This is a genomic window from Mycobacterium canetti CIPT 140010059 (assembly GCF_000253375.1).
Classification (GTDB): domain Bacteria; phylum Actinomycetota; class Actinomycetes; order Mycobacteriales; family Mycobacteriaceae; genus Mycobacterium; species Mycobacterium tuberculosis.
In genome coordinates this window covers 3,163,970-3,179,506 of sequence record NC_015848.1, presented here as the reverse complement: position 1 = coordinate 3,179,506, position 15,537 = coordinate 3,163,970, and the positions used below count along the sequence as shown (strand labels likewise).

Here is a 15,537-nt window from a genome sequence, read left to right as displayed (position 1 = left end):
CAGGGCTACTCATGAGCCCTTCGGGTGGCGCCCGACGACCTTGGTGCTTACCGTGCGCCGCTATCGGTGTGCCGGCTGCGCTCATGTGTGGCGGCAAGACAGCAGCGCGGCAGCCGAGCCGCGGGCGAAGTTGTCGCGCCATGGGCTGCGGTGGGCATTGGAAGCCGTTGTGTGCCAACACCTCACCATCGCCCGTGTCGCCGAAGGGCTGGGGGTGTCGTGGAACACCGCCAACAACGCCGTGTTGGCCGAGGGCAAGCGGGTGTTGATCGACGATGCGGGCAGGTTCGACGAAGTCACGGTGATCGGGGTCGACGAACACGTGTGGCGCCACACGCGGCGCGGCGACAAGTACGTCACCGTGATCATCGACCTGACCGGCATCCGTGAGGGCACCGGCCCGGCCCGGCTGCTGGACATGGTCGAAGGACGCTCCAAGCAGGCCTTCAAGACCTGGCTGGCCGAACGAGAAGAATCCTGGCGCCAGGCGGTGGAAGTGGTGGCGATGGACGGGTTCACCGGGTTTAAGACCGCCACCAGCGAGGGACTGCCCGACGCGGTGGCGGTGATGGATCCCTTCCACGTGGTGCGGCTCGGTGGTGAGGCGCTGGATAAATGCCGGCGCCGCGTTCAACTCGACACCTGTGGACACCGCGGTCGCAAGACTGATCCGCTCTACGCCGCGCGGCGCACCCTGCAGACCGGGGCCGACCTGCTCACCGACAAGCAAAAAGACCGGCTGACAAAGCTATTCGCCGTCGACACCCACATCGAAGTCGAGGCGACCTGGGGCATCTACCAGCGCATGATCAGCGCCTACCGCCACCCCGACCGCCGGAGGGGCCGCGAGCTGATGAGCGCGCTGATCGAGTCGATCAGCGACGCGGTCCCCGCGGCATTGACCGAGGTCATCACCCTGGGGCGCACATTGAAGAAACGCGCCGCCGACGTGCTGGCTTACTTCGACCGGCCGGGCACATCCAACGGACCCACCGAGGCGATCAACGGCCGCCTCGAACACCTACGCGGCTCTGCGCTGGGATTTCGCAACCTCACCCACTACATCACCCGATCCCTCCTGGAAACCGGCGGATTCAAACCCCGACTACACCCTCGATCATGAAGAGCCACCAAAGTCCCCGAGATCCACGACCTCGCCGAAATCATCGAAACATGGCAACAGCCAATACTTCTCGCGATTACCACCGGTCTGTCGAACGCGCGCAGCGAGGGCTACAACAGGATCGTAAAACACGTCGGCCGCGTCGCCTTCGGCTTCCGCAACCCAGAAAACCAACGCCGCCGGGTACGGTGGGCCTGCACCCGCCAATCACGGCGAGTGCCACCCAGCGCCAGTAAGCTACACCCCTGCTAAGTCGGAAGAGCCATTAAAGCTCATCGGTTCCACTCCACCAGCTTCATCCGCACGTCGACACCTGGTCCGAGCTTCTGCTTGAGGCCCTGCATAAAACCCCACTGACGCACCGCCTGGTCAGCCAAACGCCGACATAGCCGCTGCACTGCGTCGACCGGCTGGTTTTCATAGTCGCTATCACCGCGCGCATCCAACGTGTCCGTCGCGGAAGCGACCGGTACCTCGTTCTCTAGCAGCAGCACCGCGAGCTGACGCTTGTCCACCAGCACCACCCACCGCATCTGTGCGGGCAGTTTGGGGAGCGTCGTATCGTCCCTGGCTGCGTACGTCATGTGCGTTCCTGCCTAAGCTCCTTCAGTCCCACGCGAATACCAGCCCGGCCGCGCTCCCGATGCCCGGTGCGCGCCTGGTGCTGGCAATAGTTGGTGTCAAGCGATTATCGGTATATCGGCCACGTCTCTAAGTATGCGTCAATTGCTCGTTCGATTTTCAACCCATAATCATTCGGAACCCAATCAGGTCCAAAGGTCTTCATCAAGGCGTCGGAAAGCACGTCGATAACAGCGTCGCTCTGTTCGTTGGTTGGCTTCTCTGTGCGCCGAAGCTCGTCGAAGAGAGCGGGATTACGATTCTCTAATTCTTGCTCGATCACGGGACGGTGCTCCGTTGAAATAGCATCGAGAACGTTGCTCACGGATTTCTCCATCCAGCCCGGCTGTTCGCCCAGGCGGTTACCACTTGGCCATCTTTGTTTAGGACCACTGTTGCGTCTTTCCCAACGTACACGTAAGCGCCTCTACCAAGCTCATCCACTTTAAACTGGGGCGGCCCAACAGGATTCGCAACAGCATCTTGCATTGCCTTGTCGCTGACGCCATGACCGCCGTCGCGTCCGGCGATCCTTCCTGCTCCATGATCGGTGATTCCGTTGATTCTGTTAGGCGGCGGGAATGGCGGTGTTTCCTGTGCTGGAGGGACTGGCTCTTGGCTTGAAGGCGTACCCGGTTGGTTTGGCGGGGGCTCGGAACCGGCTGTACCCGGCCGCGTGGTGGCCGGGGCGTGTTCGCCTCCTATGGGTATGCCTAAGTCGTTTAAGCGGGCCCGGATTGCGGCTAGGCGTTCAAGGAGAGGACCGCGCGAGGCGATGCAGGCGTTGTATTGGGCCGGCGGCAGCGGCCCGACGTTTTCGACGCCGCATCGGGCGTTCCACGCCCGTATCTCAGCGTTAACATTGGCCCATTCTGCGATCGCCTGCTCGGCGCTCATGTCTTTGGGGTCGACCGGCATGGGTGACAGGGCCGGGTCACGCGGTAGGGGGAAAGATGGTGCCGTCGGGGCCGGTACGAGCCCTGGCGGGCCGAAGCCCAGCATTTGGACACCGTTGTTGCCAGTACCAGGTGTTGTATCAGACGGCGCGGTACCGGCGGGATCGGGTTCGAGTGTGACGGGTGCGGGGGTGGGGGGCGATGACTGCGCGGCCGGGGATTGGCGCGCGTGCGGCGATTCCGCCTGCGGCGGATCGGTGGAGGGCAGGTGTTGCGGTGCGTGTTCGTGCCGCACTTTCCCGGGATCGGCAAACTGCGTCGCTGGCGGTTCGGCGGTCGGCGGCGACGGGTGGGGTTGGCCGTGTGCTAGCGGGGTTGCCGCGGCGGTCGCGGCAGCAGCGGCCGGTGCGCTGGTCACGGTGGCGGCCGTCGAGACCGCGCCCTTGCTGACCGGGGCCGTGGCGGCGATCCCCGAACTCAGCCGGGCAGCCAGCGAGGACAGCCAGCTGCCGCCGGTGCCAGCCCCGGCCCCGCCACCGACGCTGCCGCCGAAGGCGGGCAGGGGGCCGGCACCTGGCGGCAGCGGCACCGGGGGCGCGATGCCCGCTAGCTCGCCGGCCGCTGGTGGGGCTTGCCACGTTGGTGCTGCTGCTGAGGCCGCGGCCTGCGGTGATATGTGCCGTATCAGCGGGCTAGCGCCGGTCAAGACATCGAGCTGCGATGCTGAGGGGGCTAGCGGTGATGGCGGCACCGTCGGATTCGGCGCGTGGGTGGTGGTGATGGCGGCGACCGCCTGGATGTGGCCGCGCACCGCGCCTTCGCCGCCCAGCTCACCGGCGGAGCGCGCCACGTCGGTGGCGGTCTGCACTTCCTGGCCGGTGAAACGGGTCAGCTGGACACGCAGATCGGCGGAGATGGCTTGGGCGTTGGGCTGCCGGGCGTACCAGCCCATCGAGCCCGGCGCATACATCGCGTCGGTCGCCGTCCAGCCCTCGGCGACCGCGAACCCTGACTGGTTGGCCTGCTCGACGGTGGCGAAGATGGAGTGCTTTTGTTGGTGCAGCATGGCGGCCCCGTCCTCGGCGGTGGCCGCTGCAGTATCCAGCAGCTCGGCTTCCTGTTCGGCGGTGACGGCGTGGCGGGCCATCGCGGCTTTCATCGCCTCATCGCCGTGACCCTGCCAGTCCAGCGAGTCGGCCTGGCTCTTGATCGTGCCCACCACCGAGCGGCGGCGCGCCGCCAGCTCGCGCCAGTGCGCGGCATTCTCGGTCAGATGCGACACGGTGTAAGCGCGTAACGTCGACTGGGTGGGGATCACGCGTTACGGGCTGTTCCGGTGATCGTGGTGGCCACGTTTTTCAGCATGTCCGCGGCATCCGAGTCGGTGGCTTCATAACCGGTCGCCGCGACCTGGGTCATCCCGGCGGTGGTGGCGATCTTAGTGTGCAGATCGGCAGTGGCGACCTGGGCCGCGCCGGTCACCCCGGCGGCGGCGAGCACCGTGGGCCACCCGCCAGACGGTTCCAGCGCTGGTGGCGCGGCGTGGAGATCGAAAACCTCCATGTGCCAGCCGGTACTGGTCACCCGCAACTGGGCTGGGTTGACGCGAAGGCTGTCGCCCATGCGGGGATTGTAGCGGTGATGCTCACCGGGCGAGAACGTGTGGGACGAGACCACCGGGCGACATCAGGGATACCCCGGCGCATGAGCCTGACCTCCTTGATAGCAGTAAAGAAAGTTCTCACGGGCCAGCTCACCGATGATGGTGTCGGGTTACCGATGCGTTGCAGCGATGACGGCTCAGTCGGCCCTGCATGCGGACACGGCGTAGGCGGTCGCGTCGGGCACCGCCGTTGCAGTTGCTTTTCACGTTTGGGTGGTGGTGGTCGTGGTGGCGGGCGGCGGACGCAGGGCGTAGTGCAGCGACCGGCGCGGACGGGAGCGGCAGTGGACGGACGCGAAGGGAGCGAAGTGGAGCCCGGAGGTAGCCGCCCCCATATAGGGGTCAGCCGGGTTGGCCGATGAGTTGCGTGAGGCGTGCTGCGATGGCGGCGGTGGCGGCGAGTGTGCTGGTCGCGGTGGCTGTGTGCGGGTTTCCGGTGAGGTCGGTGACGGTGGCGCCGGCTTCGCGTGCCAGGAGTACGCCCGCAGCGGTGTCCCAGGGTTTGTTGCCGTCGATGATGGCGGCGTCGGCCAGTCCTGCGGCGACGAAGGCTAGGTCGATGGTGGCGGCGCCGGCGGGGCCGGCGGCAACGGCGTGTTGATCGGCAACGACGGCAACAACGGGTTGCCGTAGCCGCCCGGCCGCCCGCGCTTGACGAAGACCGCGGCCGAATCGTGAGCCGATGGGCTCGTGCGTGGGACGACTGCGCGATTGGCTCGTTGCCGATTTCGCCTACCGCATGGTCGTCGGTGTCGTCGGTCTGACGCTGCTGGCTGTGGGGCTTATAGCGATCCCGTACCCGGGTCCGGGACGTCCGCCGTCGCTACGACGCCAGCAATGGGGTGGTTCCCTCGACAGCAGGTGGCAGTGCAAGGCATTGGGATGGCGTTCACCGTGGCCGTGACGGTGGCGTCGTTGTGGATCTTGGGCGCGTTCGACTGGATAGCCGAGTGGGCGGGTTGCGAATGGGCATGGTTGAAGAGCCCGATTGGGCTCGGGGCCAAGTGAGCCTGTGGCCTCCATCCTGAGCTCCCGCAGCAAAAGCGCAGGCGCGGCCAACGCCTTTGTGATCCCGGTGTGCTCGAAATGTTCTTCAGCGATTCGCAGCCATCAGCCGATGAGGACGTTCAGCCAGGGCAAGCCGGCGGTTTCATACAGCATGCGATAAGTCGCGAGGATGAGCGTTGCGTCCAGGACGCTTTCGATGTTGTCGTCCGCGGCGAGGTTCGGGTTCGCACCGTGGGCACGTCAACAGTCGTCCTCGAGGTCCTACCGACGTGCTGGTCGACTTCCTCGGGCAGCGTCAGGCCCTGGTGGTATTCGACAACTGTGAACACCTCATCGACGATGTGGCCAAACTAACCGAGATACTGCTGCGGGGTTGCCCACGGCTGCGGATCCTGGCCACCAGCCGCGAAGTCGTCGATGTCGATGGTGAAGCGCTGCTGCACCTCTCGCCACTGTCGTGTCCGGCCCTCGGTGACAATACCGCTGTGCGCACGCTGGCCGGCTATGAGGCCGTGCAGTTGTTTGTGTAGCGCGCCCGCGCCGCGATGCCCGGATTCGAGCTCGACGCCCACAACGCCACCGCGATAGCGGGCATCTGTGCCCGCTTAGAGGGGTTGGCGCTGGCCATCGAGCTGGTCGCTGCCCGCATACGCGCGATGTCGGCCCCGCAGATCGCCGAGGAACTCTCCGACCGCTTCCCAGTGTCATGCTTTGGCGCAACCCGCGGTGACTGGGCGCTGCGCGCGTCGGTTGGCGCAGCTGCGGGATGTGCTGCCTACCTGTAGCCGAGCGGGGAGTGACGTCGAGGTCCGAAGGCGCGCCGTTGCAGCAGGGTGGGGTGGCCAGCTTCGTGAACTGCCGAGGGCTGTTGCGGTCGGTTGGGGCGTCGCACCCTCACATAAAAGTGAGCGCGAAGTTAGGTGTGGCTGGTGGGCAGTTTCCTCGTGTCCCGCCGCCGCGACACGGTGACCGTCGGCTGGCACACGAGCCGTGGGGTTGGCGGCCGACGACGTTGCTGGTCAGGTGTGCCGGAACCGGTCGATGATCGCTATTGCCGGTTTATGTGGCGCTTGCCGGACCAGCCCCGGTAGCCGATGTAGCCCATCAACACGGCGAGGCCTCCGGTACTGATCAGGCCCAGCGTCGAGCCGTGGGTGCACACATTTAGCACGAACAGCGCCAGGAACAACACCGTCATCACTGCGTAGAACGCCGGGCCGTACCGGGGGTTGGTTTTCACGTGCGCGTCCTCACCGCCCGGGCGGAAAGCCATCAGGGAGTGTCCCTGCGGCGCGGTGCGGCATGCGATTCACCCCTGGTAGGGCTGTCGCCTTCAACTCGGCCACCGACGCCTCGATGGCGAACGGCTTGTCAAGATCACCGGGCAGCGGTCAACAGCGGCAACCACAGGTCAAGCATGACCACCCGGTACTTGCCGCACGGCATGCCCATCAAGGCCCACACGTGCTCCAGCAGCGCCCTGGCTTCGTCGCTGAAGCCCCGAGGCCGAAGGCTACGCCCGTCGACCTGCTCGGCCGGGCCTGGCAACCTCGGGCCGGTCAACATCTGCCGCGCCGTCAAGCGGCCCATCCCGTGGTGGCTACCACCCGGTCCAAAATCTTGCCGTTGTCCCTCCCCATCACCGACGCAACAACGAGGCCATTCGAGGTGACAGGTCGGCAGCACGTCGCTAAGCGACGATAGCGCGTCATACTCCCAGCGCCCGCTCGATGTCGCTGATCCGCCGGTAGAGGCGTCGACCGTCGAGGGGCAAGAAGCCGTGGTGACGGTAGAACTCGGCGGCGCGGTCGTCGAGGGCGTCTACGACCAGGGCGCGGGCGCCATACTGCCGGGCGCCGGCCACGGATCGGATGAGGGCATCGAGGAGAAGATCGCCACCGAGACCGGTGCCCTGCTCCTGCCGGTCGAGTGCCAGGCGAGCGAGCACGAGCACCGGGATCGGGTCGGGTTGGCCCCGGCCCGGCCGCGATGGCACCCGGATCCGCTCGATGCTCCCCATGGCGAGCGCGTAGAACCCAACTACCCGCCGGCCTCGACAGAGCACCCACGTAGCGGCCGTGCCGGCCGCAGCCGCGACGGGCGCGACTCGACGCAGCCAGTGGTCGAGAACCTCAACACCGCTGGAGAAGCGCGCCGTGTCGTGCCGGTCCGGGTCCAACAGCTCGACGGGGCCGAGCGCGGGGGTGCTCAATGGGCGGGAATGCGGCTCTTCCGTCTGGCGAGGCGCACCAATTCGGGAGCCGCCTCGTCGGGCTCGTCGAGCGCGGCGACGAAGCGGCGGAAAGCGGCCTCGGACAGCTCGATCCGGTTGGCCCGGGCCAAGAGATCGTGGGCGTGGTCGACCGCGGCGGACAATACGAACCCCGACAGGCTCTGGCCGGTGAGCGCGGCGGCGCGGCGAAGGGCCTGCTCCTGTTCAGGAGACAGGCGGAAGTTGAGGCGACCAGTCAGAGTCTCGGGCATGTACGTATTGTAGACGTACTTCGTCGACGTCTGATCGGTGTTGATGTTGTCGTCGTGGGATGTCTTGCTGGTGGATCATGCCGCCGACGAGCGCGATCACGCAGCCCGAACCTTGTCAGGCTAGAAATCTTTCCAGATGGTGGCTAGAAATTTGGCTAGCGTGTGGCTATGAAATCGGTACCGCTCACTGAGGCCAAAGACAAGCTTTCGGCGCTGGTCGACGAGGCGAGCATCGCAGCGCACGTACACCGGCGATAACTGACAGAGGTAAAGGCGGCCTCGGCGAGAAGCGTTTCTCCGTGGCGACCGACGAGGTTCTGTTGTTCCCGACGGTCGCGCATCGCCACTCCGAGCGCGTCCGGCTGGTCGGAGTAACTCAGTTCCGCGGCCTCGGTGCGCAGTCCGACTAGGCTCGGGCAGGTCATGGCGCGTCAACCTCTGGAGCAGCGGGTCACCCAGGCGGCGGAGGCGGCGCTGGCCCAACAGCGGTTCGTCAGCGCGATCGATGTGCTGCTCGGCCTGGGCTGGCTGGCGCCGTCGCATGTCGACCAGTGGCGGCAGGGCCGCGTCGATTCGCTGGAACAAGTCGTACAGGTCAACCTCAGCAAGATCACCACCGCGATGGCCACGCTCCGGCGCTGGGCCCGCGACCGGGGGCTCAACCCGTCGGAGACCGATTACGTCGCCCGCACCCGCGACCGCCGTCGGCTGCGGTTCAGCGTCACCGGCGAGGACGCCATCGAACGGGCGTATCGCACGCATTGGGTGTCGCCGCAGCTATCCGAGCGTGCGGTCGAGCGGCAGAACCGGCCCCCCGACCTGGTCGTGATCATGCCGATCAAGGAGTGGACCTGCGAGTCGTGTAGCGGCAGCGGTGACCTGATGTTCCTCGAGGATGCGGGGCCGCTGTGCCTGGACTGCGCGGACCTGGGCCATCTCGTTTTCCTGCCTTCTGGGAACGCCGCGCTTACCCGCCGGGCCAAGCGAGGGAGCCAGCTTTCGGCGGTGGTGGTCAAGTGGAGCCGGGCGCGTAAGCGATACGAGCGTCAGGGCATCCTGGTCGAGGCGCAGGCGCTGGAGCGCGCCGAAAACGAGTGCCTTGCCGACGCGGAGGTGCGCGCCCGGCGCCGGGAGCGCGACGAGGCGCGACGGGCCGACGAGGACCTGCGGCTGCAAGCCGAATTCGGCGCCGCGATTCGTACGCTGTTCCCGAACTGCCCCGCCGGCCGGGCCGAGGCGATCGCCCGTCACGCGGCCACCCGCGGCAGCGGCAGGATCGGACGCAGCGCGGCCGGGCGGGCGCTCGATCCCGACGCGGTGACGCTGGCCGTCGCCGCGTCGGTGCGGCATGCCGACACCTCGTACGACGAACTGCTGATGTCGGGTGTCGACCGGGAAACGGCGCGGCGTCAGGTGGGGGAGCGGGTCGAGGAGGTGCTGCGCGACTGGCGCGCGACCAGCCGGTGAACCGATTACTACCTAGGTACGACCCTGGTAGCATCTTAGGTTGTGAAGTTGAGCGTGAGCCTGTCCGATGACGACGTCGCGATCCTGGACGCATATGTGAAACGAGCGGGATTACCATCCCGCTCCGCCGGCCTGCAGCATGCGATCCGCGTGCTTCGCTACCCCACGCTCGAAGATGACTATGCCAACGCATGGCAAGAATGGTCGGCAGCCGGCGACACGGACGTGTGGGAGCAGACCGTCGGCGACGGAGTCGGTGATGCGCCGCGGTGAGATATGGCAGGTCGATCTCGACCCCGCTCGAGGTAGCGAAGCGAACAAGCAGCGCCCCGCCGTCGTCGTCAGCAACGACCGGGCCAACGCGACCGCGACGCGTCTTGGGCGCGGCGTCATCACCGTCGTGCCGGTGACGAGCAACATCGCCAAGGTCTACCCGTTTCAGGTGTTGTTGTCGGCCACCACTACTGGTCTCCAGGTCGACTGCAAGGCGCAGGCCGAGCAAATCAGATCGATTGCTACCGAGCGGTTGCTGCGGCCGATCGGCCGAGTTTCAGCCGTCGAACTTGCCCAGCTCGATGAGGCTTTGAAACTGCATCTCGACTTATGGTCGTAGCTCTCGCGCGTCCCGCATCTACGCCGTGACGCCGTCGGGTGCCAGATCCGCCGTGCCGACGGGAAGCAACAGGCGTGAGCGTCCCAGGTGCACCGCATGGGTGGCCGGCCGCACCTGCCGGCCGGTCAGCGCCGGCTCCGGGGTTCCGAGGTTGCGCGCGTAGCGGGGAAACCAGCCGCCGGCGATCAGCACGCGGATCCGCGAGCCGGCCTGGAAGCGGTGGGCGACGGCATCGAGCTCGATGCGCACCAGTTCCGGTGCGTCACCGAGGCGCCGGTAGCCGTCGCTGACATTGCGGGAGCGGCCCTTCGGGTCCACCTCGCTGACCCGCACGAACACGTCGACATGCGGGTTGTCCGACGCGTGCTCCAGCTCGACGACGGGGTTTCCGTAGACACAAAGATCCTGGGTCAGCGTGGCGCCGGTGAAGGCGAGCACGTCGGCGCGCGTGGCCAGCCGGCTGTCGTCGCGGTATCCGCCGCTCGGGGCCAGCAGCGGACCTCCGGTCGTGGGTGTCGGGTCGGCGGGGTCATAGCGGAAGGTCACCGGAGGCGCTTCCGATGCTGGTGCGGTCTCGCCCAGGCCGCCGCCGGGCTGCAGGTACCACGCCCGCTCGGTGGTCGCCGGCGGCCAGTCCGACAGGTGGCGCCAGCCCCGCCCGGTGACGAAGACGTGGACCGGGCTGGGACGGCGCACCGCGGGGCCGGCGCCCACATGGGCATCCAGCCAGTCCAGGGATTCCCGGACGCTGGTGGCCAGCCCTTTGCCGAGCAGTTGCGTGTGGGTCCATGGCCCCACGGTCAGCGCGACGTCGACCCCGCGGCCGCGCAGCCGTCGGTACTGCTGCAGTGTCTGGCGCAGGAAAATGTCTTGCCAGCCACCGAGCAGCAGCACCGGCACCCGCACGCGGTCCAGCGCGGCGTCAATCCGCAGCGGCTCCCAGAACGGATGGTCCCCATCGGTGTGTTGGACCCACGATTCGAACCATGGCGCGCCGGTGCCGAGCAGATTCCGGGCTCCCTCGCCGAGCGGCAACGCGGCCGCAGCCCGCTTGATCCTCCGTTGCGAGGTCAGCTGGCGGATCGCGAGCCGCACCCGCACCGGATCCTCCTGATGGGCCACCAGATCGCTCCAACCCAGGAAGTCGTTGACCGCGAACGCGCCGGTGCCCCACACCGAGGCCCGCAGGTCATGCGGGCCCGCTGTAATCACGGCCGCCGCCAGCTCCGGCGGCGGATCGGACAGCAACGCCCACTGGGTGAATCCGAGATACGACACTCCGACGGTGCCGAACCGTCCGGTGAACCAGGGCTGCCGACGCAGCCAGTCCACCGTGTCGGCACCGTCGGCGGCTTCGTTGACCATCGGCTCGAACGTGCCGCCGGAGCCGAACGTGCCGCGCACGCTCTGCAGCACCACGTGGTAGCCGCGGGCGGCATACAGCCTGGCGAACACCAGGGAGAACGGGAATCCGCGCCCATAGGGTCCGCGGACCAGCAGGGTGCCGGCGGGCCGAGACGTGGCGGGTGCGTAGTGGTCGGCGGCCAGGTTGACGCCGTCGCGCATCGGGACCCGGAGGTGAGTGACGGTGTAGCGGGTGGTTGCGCGGGGAAGACCCAACAGTCCGCCCAGGGCCCGCCCACCGACTCGTCCGGTCAGGGTGCGTAGCGTGGGCCGCTCGGGCCGAGCGGAGGTGGTACTCACGACGCCCAGGGTAGGGACTTAGAACTTGTAGTAGGGGACGAGGTCGTTTGCCCGCTGCAGGTTGGTCGACGGGCAGTCCACGTCGGGCTCGGAGTAGACGGTCGAATAGAACAGCGACTGCTGGATCACCCCGTAGCTGGTCTTGAACGTTACCATGCAGGAGAAATACCAGAAGCTGTTGTGGTAGGTCGGCTTCATGACCCAGTACTGCGCGGCGCGGTGACCGGCGATGGTGGTCTCGATGGCGTCCGGGGGCAGCGTCTGGGCGTAGCTGCGCCAGATGATCGCCTCGACGGCCATCTGGTAGTTGCCGGCGTCATAGTGGCAGCGCAGGCCGTCCTCATGTTGGGGAGGTGTGAATGCCAGGCCGAGCCGCTGCACGGCGTCGAACGGGATGTCCTCGCACGGGTCGAACGGGCGCGGATCGGTGGTCTCCACGATCGGACTCTTCATCGTGGTCGACAGAGGTTCGGCGGTTGACCGCAGCTCGACGGACCCTCCGCCAGTCGGCGCGGGCGGGGCACACTGCCAGCCCAACACGAGCGCCGTGATCAGCGCGCCGATCGCTCCTACCAGACGCACCTTGGTGAGCACGACACCCCCTGTCCGCTGGCGGTCTCTTTGCCGGGAGTGTACAAGTCGGCACGGCGTCGTCACAGGGGTTCGTCGCCCTCGGCGCGAGGTGAATTTCGCCGGCGCTCCCGCCAATCCATAATGGGTGCCATTCGACGGACGCGGGGGAGGTAACCGGGGTGCTGCGGATCGATCCGGAGCAGTGGATGCACTCGGCGACGCGCGTGACCACCCAGGGGGAGAGCCTGGCAACCGGACATTTGTCGTCGGACTATCGGATGCAGGCCGCCCAGTTCGGCTGGCAGGGCGCCTCGGCGATGGCGCTCAACGCCAAACTGGACGACTGGCTGGAAGCGTCGAGGGCGCTGCTGACTAGGATCGGTGATCACGCATACGGGCTGCGGGAGGCCGCTTTCCAGCATGCGGAGGCGGAGGCGGAGCGGGCGCGAGCGCTCGCCCGGCTGGGTGTTTCCGCCGACGCTGTAGCCGGCCCGCGTGGGGCGTGATCGGTGCCGTTGACGGTGGCCGACATCGATCGGTGGAACGCGCACGCGGTCCGGGAGGTGTTTCACGCGGCCAGTGCCCGAGCCGAGGTGACGTTCGAGGCGTCGCGTCAGTTGGCGGCGCTGTCGATCTTTGCGAACTCCGGCGGCAAGACCGCCGAGGCGGCGGCCCACCACAACGCGGGCATTCGCCGAGACCTCGACGCCCACGGCAACGAGGCGCTGGCGGTTGCCCGGGCGGCCGACAGGGCCGCCGACGGGATTGTGAAGGTTCAGTCCGAGCTGGCCGCACTACGCCAAGCCGCCGCGGCCGCCGAGCTGACGATCGATGCGCTGACCAACCAGGTGGTGCCGATCCCCGGGCTGCGATCCACCGAGGCGCAGTGGGCGCGGACGCTGGCCAAGCAAACGGAGCTGCAGGCGGAGCTGGATGCGATTATGGCCGAGGCCAATGCCGTCGACGAGGAGCTGGCCTCAGCGGTCAACATGGCCGACGGTGACGCGCCCATCCCGGCCGATTCCGGCCCGCCGGTCGGTTCCGAGGGGCTGACCCCGACCCAGCTCGCCAGCGATGCCAACGAGGAGCGGCTGCGCGAGGAGCGCGCCCGTCTGCAGGCCCACCTCGGGCGGTTGCAGGCGGAGTATGACCAACTGAGTGTGCGGGCCGCCCGTGACTACCACAACGGCCTCCTCGACGGTGACGCGGTGGGCCGACTGGCAGCGCTTACCGACCAGCTGAGCGCCGCCAGGGGCCGGCTGGGTGAGCTCGATGCCGTCGACCAGGCGCTCCATAATGCCCCCGAGACCTACCTGACCCAGCTGCAGATTCCCGAGGACCCAAATCAGCAGGTGCTGGCGGCCGTGGCCGTCGGTAATCCCGACACCGCCGCCAATGTGTCGGTGACGGTTCCCGGCGTCGGGTCCACCACCCGGGGCACCCTGCCCGGCATGGTGACCGAAGCCCGCGCACTGCAGGGCGAAGAAATCCGGCAACTGAAGAATGCTGGCAAACCGACATCCGTCGCCACCATCGCCTGGATGGGCTACCACCCGCCGCCGAACCCGCTCGACACCGACAGGGCGGGCGATCTGTGGCAGACCATGACCGATGGGCAAGCACACGCGGGCGCGGCCGATCTGTCGCGGTATTTGCAGCAGGTGCGCGCCAATAACCCCGGTGGCCACCTGACCGTGTTGGGGCACTCGTATGGGTCGCTGACGGCATCGCTGGCGTTGCAGGACCTCGACGCCCAGGGCGCCCATCCGGTCAACGACGTCGTGTTTTACGGCTCACCCGGCTTGGGGCTGTACAGCCCGGCGCAACTCGGGCTCGATCACGGGCACGCCTATGTCATGCAGGCTCCCCACGACCTCATCACGACTCTGGTGGCGCCGTTGGCGCCGCTGCACGGCTGGGGCCTGGACCCCTATCTGACTCCCGGGTTCACGGAGCTGTCGTCACAGGCGGGTTTTGATCCGGGCGGGATCTAGCGTGACGGAGTGTATGCCCACGGGGACTACCCGCGGTCCTTCCTCGATGCCGCCGGCCAGCCGCAGCTGCGGATGTCCGGCTATAACCTGGCGGCGATCGCCGCGGGGCTGCCCGACAACACGGTGGGCCCGCCGCTGCTTCCGCCAATTCTGGGTGGCGGCATGCCGGCAGCGCCCGGCCCAGCACTGAGAGGGGGACGTTGATGCGGTGGCCGACGGCGTGGCTGCTGGCCCTGGTGTGTGTGATGGCGACTGGGTGCGGACCCGGCGGCCACGGGACGCGGGCCGGCGAGGAGGGGCCGTTGAGCCCGGAGAGAGTCGCCGAGCTTGAGAACCCGTTGCGCGCCAAGCCCCCGCTGGAGGCCGCCAAGGACCAGTACCGGGCGGCGGTGACCCAGCTGGCCAACGCCATCACCGCCCTGGTGCCGGGGCTGACGTGGTCCATGGACATTGACAGCTGGAATCACTGTGGCGGCGAATATGTATGGACCAGCGCCAAGATGGCGTACTTTATGGTGGGATTCAGTGGGCCGATCCCCGACGACAAGTGGCCGCAGGCCGTGCAGATCGTCAAGGACGGCGTCGAACAGTTCGGTGCCACCAGCTTTGGGGTGATGAAGAACAAGCCGGGCGACCACGACGTCTACTTCGCCGGTCACGGCGGGGTCGAGTTCAAGTTCGCGACCCAGGTCGCTTCATCACTCACCGCACAGTCGGACTGCCGGATCAGCCAGACCGACACCCCGAAACCCTCGCCCAGGCCGACGACCCCGCTACCAGCGCCAGGCGGGGGTAGTTAATGCGGTGGCCGATGGCGTGGCTGCTGGCCCTGGTGTGTGTGATGGCGACTGGGTGCGGACCCAGCGGCCACGGGACGCGGAGTGGCGAGGAGGGACCGTTGAGCCCGGAGAGAGTCGCCGAGCTGGAGAACCCGTTGCGCGCCAACCCCCCGCTGGAGGACGCCAAGGACCAGTACCGGGCGGCGGTGACCCAGCTGGCCAACGCCATCACGGCCCTGGTGCCCGACCTGACGTGGCGAACGGATATGGACACCTGGACCGGCTGCGGTGGTGAGTATGAATGGACCAGGGCCAAAGCGGCGTATTTCATGATCGTTTTCAGTGGACCGATCCCCGACGACAAGTGGCTGCAGGCCGTGCAGATCGTCAAGGACGGCGTCGAACAGTTCGGTGCCACCGGCTTTGGGATGATGAAGAACAAGCCGGCCGACCACGACGTCTACTTCGCCGGTCACGGCGGCGTCGAGTTCAAATTCTCGACCCAGAAAGCGGCGGTCCTCACCGCACAGTCGGACTGCCGGATCAGCCGGACCGACACCCCAATACCCTCGCCGACCCCATAGGCAGATACCCGTACCCGCAGAATTTCGT

21 protein-coding genes and 4 pseudogenes are annotated in these 15,537 nt (G+C 67.3%); 14 read left to right on the top strand and 11 right to left on the bottom strand.

Annotation, left to right across the window (positions count from 1 at the left end; genetic code table 11):
• Nucleotide 1 precedes the first annotated feature (1 nt).
• Together MCAN_RS14915 and MCAN_RS21775 are read left to right on the top strand one after the other, a co-directional pair.
• Nucleotides 2–1,123, top strand: a pseudogene (locus tag MCAN_RS14915) (ISL3 family transposase); the annotation flags it as partial.
• A gap of 3 nt (nt 1,124–1,126) precedes the next feature.
• Nucleotides 1,127–1,375 (top strand): annotated as a pseudogene (locus MCAN_RS21775) (transposase); the annotation flags it as partial.
• A gap of 20 nt (nt 1,376–1,395) precedes the next feature.
• On the opposite strand, the gene MCAN_RS14905 reads toward MCAN_RS21775, so the two are convergent.
• From MCAN_RS14905 to MCAN_RS23680, 5 genes are all read right to left on the bottom strand, one after another.
• Nucleotides 1,396–1,707, bottom strand: coding sequence for a hypothetical protein (locus MCAN_RS14905; protein ID WP_014001437.1), 312 nt, complete (start codon nt 1,705–1,707; stop codon nt 1,396–1,398).
• A 104-nt stretch (nt 1,708–1,811) separates the two neighbouring features.
• Nucleotides 1,812–2,069 (bottom strand): hypothetical protein, encoded by a 258-nt coding sequence (locus MCAN_RS14900; RefSeq protein ID WP_003899489.1) that lies wholly within the window; start codon nt 2,067–2,069, stop codon nt 1,812–1,814.
• Entirely contained in the window at nt 2,066–3,958 is a 1,893-nt protein-coding gene (locus MCAN_RS14895; protein ID WP_230865083.1) for a hypothetical protein, read from the bottom strand. Before MCAN_RS14895 ends, MCAN_RS14900 begins: the two co-directional genes overlap by 4 nt.
• Nucleotides 3,955–4,263, bottom strand: a complete 309-nt coding sequence (locus MCAN_RS14890; RefSeq protein ID WP_220130326.1) for a hypothetical protein — start codon at nt 4,261–4,263, stop codon at nt 3,955–3,957. Before MCAN_RS14890 ends, MCAN_RS14895 begins: the two co-directional genes overlap by 4 nt.
• Before the next feature lie 382 nt (nt 4,264–4,645).
• Entirely contained in the window at nt 4,646–4,837 is a 192-nt protein-coding gene (locus MCAN_RS23680) for an inositol monophosphatase family protein (RefSeq protein WP_230864531.1), read from the bottom strand.
• Between the two features lie 148 nt (nt 4,838–4,985).
• On the opposite strand from MCAN_RS23680, the gene MCAN_RS24195 reads away from it, so the two are divergent.
• The 4 genes from MCAN_RS24195 (at nt 4,986) to MCAN_RS14870 (ending at nt 6,096) form a co-directional block, all read left to right on the top strand.
• Nucleotides 4,986–5,207 carry a PGPGW domain-containing protein gene (locus MCAN_RS24195; RefSeq protein WP_015288378.1) on the top strand — a complete coding sequence of 74 codons (222 nt, stop codon included), beginning with the start codon at nt 4,986–4,988 and terminating at the stop codon, nt 5,205–5,207.
• Nucleotides 5,141–5,311, top strand: a complete 171-nt coding sequence (locus MCAN_RS23675; protein WP_225038056.1) for a hypothetical protein — start codon at nt 5,141–5,143, stop codon at nt 5,309–5,311. The genes MCAN_RS24195 and MCAN_RS23675 overlap by 67 nt, the downstream gene beginning before the upstream one ends.
• A 269-nt stretch (nt 5,312–5,580) precedes the next feature.
• Nucleotides 5,581–5,841 carry a hypothetical protein gene (locus MCAN_RS14875; protein ID WP_015288377.1) on the top strand — a complete coding sequence of 87 codons (261 nt, stop codon included), beginning with the start codon at nt 5,581–5,583 and terminating at the stop codon, nt 5,839–5,841.
• A gap of 15 nt (nt 5,842–5,856) precedes the next feature.
• On the top strand, nt 5,857–6,096 hold the full coding sequence (locus MCAN_RS14870) for a hypothetical protein (RefSeq protein ID WP_015288376.1): 240 nt from the start codon (nt 5,857–5,859) through the stop codon (nt 6,094–6,096).
• Nucleotides 6,097–6,359: 263 nt separating this feature from the next.
• On the opposite strand, the gene MCAN_RS14865 is transcribed toward MCAN_RS14870, so the two are convergent.
• From MCAN_RS14865 to MCAN_RS14850, 4 genes and pseudogenes are all read right to left on the bottom strand, one after another.
• A complete protein-coding gene (locus tag MCAN_RS14865) occupies nt 6,360–6,551 on the bottom strand; it encodes a hypothetical protein (RefSeq protein ID WP_014001435.1) in 192 nt (63 codons plus the stop codon).
• Nucleotides 6,548–6,951 (bottom strand): annotated as a pseudogene (locus tag MCAN_RS14860) (hypothetical protein). Before MCAN_RS14860 ends, MCAN_RS14865 begins: the two are co-directional and overlap by 4 nt.
• Nucleotides 6,952–7,019: 68 nt before the next feature.
• On the bottom strand, nt 7,020–7,523 hold the full coding sequence (locus tag MCAN_RS21760) for a GNAT family N-acetyltransferase (protein WP_015288375.1): 504 nt from the start codon (nt 7,521–7,523) through the stop codon (nt 7,020–7,022).
• The gene (locus MCAN_RS14850) at nt 7,520–7,795 is read right to left on the bottom strand and encodes a type II toxin-antitoxin system TacA family antitoxin (protein WP_014001432.1); all 276 of its coding nucleotides are present in this window, start codon (nt 7,793–7,795) and stop codon (nt 7,520–7,522) included. The genes MCAN_RS21760 and MCAN_RS14850 overlap by 4 nt, the downstream gene beginning before the upstream one ends.
• 299 nt (nt 7,796–8,094) lie before the next feature.
• Here MCAN_RS14850 and MCAN_RS24190 point away from each other — a divergent pair, with 299 nt between their 5' ends.
• The 4 genes from MCAN_RS24190 to mazF9 are packed head-to-tail and all read left to right on the top strand — an operon-like array spanning nt 8,095 to nt 9,875.
• The gene (locus MCAN_RS24190; RefSeq protein WP_407635589.1) at nt 8,095–8,205 is read left to right on the top strand and encodes a hypothetical protein; all 111 of its coding nucleotides are present in this window, start codon (nt 8,095–8,097) and stop codon (nt 8,203–8,205) included.
• Between the two features lie 13 nt (nt 8,206–8,218).
• Nucleotides 8,219–9,262 carry a DUF2293 domain-containing protein gene (locus MCAN_RS14840; protein WP_014001431.1) on the top strand — a complete coding sequence of 348 codons (1,044 nt, stop codon included), beginning with the start codon at nt 8,219–8,221 and terminating at the stop codon, nt 9,260–9,262.
• Nucleotides 9,263–9,304: 42 nt separating this feature from the next.
• Entirely contained in the window at nt 9,305–9,535 is a 231-nt protein-coding gene (gene mazE9, locus MCAN_RS14835; RefSeq protein WP_015288373.1) for a type II toxin-antitoxin system antitoxin MazE9, read from the top strand.
• Nucleotides 9,519–9,875 (top strand): type II toxin-antitoxin system toxin endoribonuclease MazF9, encoded by a 357-nt coding sequence (mazF9, locus tag MCAN_RS14830; protein ID WP_014001430.1) that lies wholly within the window; start codon nt 9,519–9,521, stop codon nt 9,873–9,875. The genes mazE9 and mazF9 overlap by 17 nt, the downstream gene beginning before the upstream one ends.
• Nucleotides 9,876–9,893: 18 nt before the next feature.
• Here the strand turns inward: mazF9 and MCAN_RS14825 are convergent, their stop codons facing one another.
• Together MCAN_RS14825 and MCAN_RS14820 are read right to left on the bottom strand one after the other, a co-directional pair.
• Nucleotides 9,894–11,579 carry a CocE/NonD family hydrolase gene (locus MCAN_RS14825; RefSeq protein ID WP_014001429.1) on the bottom strand — a complete coding sequence of 562 codons (1,686 nt, stop codon included), beginning with the start codon at nt 11,577–11,579 and terminating at the stop codon, nt 9,894–9,896.
• Nucleotides 11,580–11,597: 18 nt separating this feature from the next.
• Nucleotides 11,598–12,173: a DUF3558 domain-containing protein gene (locus MCAN_RS14820; RefSeq protein WP_014001428.1), complete on the bottom strand. Its 576-nt coding sequence runs from the start codon at nt 12,171–12,173 to the stop codon at nt 11,598–11,600.
• 158 nt (nt 12,174–12,331) lie between these two features.
• On the opposite strand from MCAN_RS14820, the gene MCAN_RS14815 reads away from it, so the two are divergent.
• The 4 genes and pseudogenes from MCAN_RS14815 to MCAN_RS14800 all read left to right on the top strand — a co-directional run bounded on the left by MCAN_RS14815 (nt 12,332) and on the right by MCAN_RS14800 (nt 15,509).
• The gene (locus MCAN_RS14815; protein ID WP_014001427.1) at nt 12,332–12,658 is read left to right on the top strand and encodes a WXG100 family type VII secretion target; all 327 of its coding nucleotides are present in this window, start codon (nt 12,332–12,334) and stop codon (nt 12,656–12,658) included.
• 3 nt (nt 12,659–12,661) lie between these two features.
• Nucleotides 12,662–14,350 (top strand): annotated as a pseudogene (locus tag MCAN_RS14810) (alpha/beta hydrolase family protein).
• Complete coding sequence (locus tag MCAN_RS14805) at nt 14,350–14,946, top strand: LppA family lipoprotein (protein ID WP_014001426.1); 597 nt, start codon at nt 14,350–14,352, stop codon at nt 14,944–14,946. The pseudogene MCAN_RS14810 and the gene MCAN_RS14805 overlap by 1 nt, the downstream one beginning before the upstream one ends.
• Nucleotides 14,946–15,509, top strand: a complete 564-nt coding sequence (locus MCAN_RS14800) for an LppA family lipoprotein (protein ID WP_014001425.1) — start codon at nt 14,946–14,948, stop codon at nt 15,507–15,509. Before MCAN_RS14805 ends, MCAN_RS14800 begins: the two co-directional genes overlap by 1 nt.
• Nucleotides 15,510–15,537: the final 28 nt, after the last annotated feature.

Excerpts from the sequence above, each read along its gene's own strand:
- MCAN_RS24195 (WP_015288378.1), top strand. The coding sequence starts at position 4,986 with ATGGGCTCGTGCGTGGGACGACTGCGCGATTGGCTCGTTGCCGATTTC.
- MCAN_RS14840 (WP_014001431.1), top strand. The coding sequence starts at position 8,219 with ATGGCGCGTCAACCTCTGGAGCAGCGGGTCACCCAGGCGGCGGAGGCG.
- MCAN_RS14800 (WP_014001425.1), top strand. The coding sequence starts at position 14,946 with ATGCGGTGGCCGATGGCGTGGCTGCTGGCCCTGGTGTGTGTGATGGCG.
- MCAN_RS14870 (WP_015288376.1), top strand. The coding sequence starts at position 5,857 with ATGCCCGGATTCGAGCTCGACGCCCACAACGCCACCGCGATAGCGGGC.
- MCAN_RS14890 (WP_220130326.1), bottom strand. The coding sequence starts at position 4,263 with ATGGGCGACAGCCTTCGCGTCAACCCAGCCCAGTTGCGGGTGACCAGT.
- MCAN_RS14850 (WP_014001432.1), bottom strand. The coding sequence starts at position 7,795 with ATGCCCGAGACTCTGACTGGTCGCCTCAACTTCCGCCTGTCTCCTGAA.
- MCAN_RS14905 (WP_014001437.1), bottom strand. The coding sequence starts at position 1,707 with ATGACGTACGCAGCCAGGGACGATACGACGCTCCCCAAACTGCCCGCA.
- MCAN_RS23675 (WP_225038056.1), top strand. The coding sequence starts at position 5,141 with ATGGGGTGGTTCCCTCGACAGCAGGTGGCAGTGCAAGGCATTGGGATG.
- MCAN_RS14805 (WP_014001426.1), top strand. The coding sequence starts at position 14,350 with ATGCGGTGGCCGACGGCGTGGCTGCTGGCCCTGGTGTGTGTGATGGCG.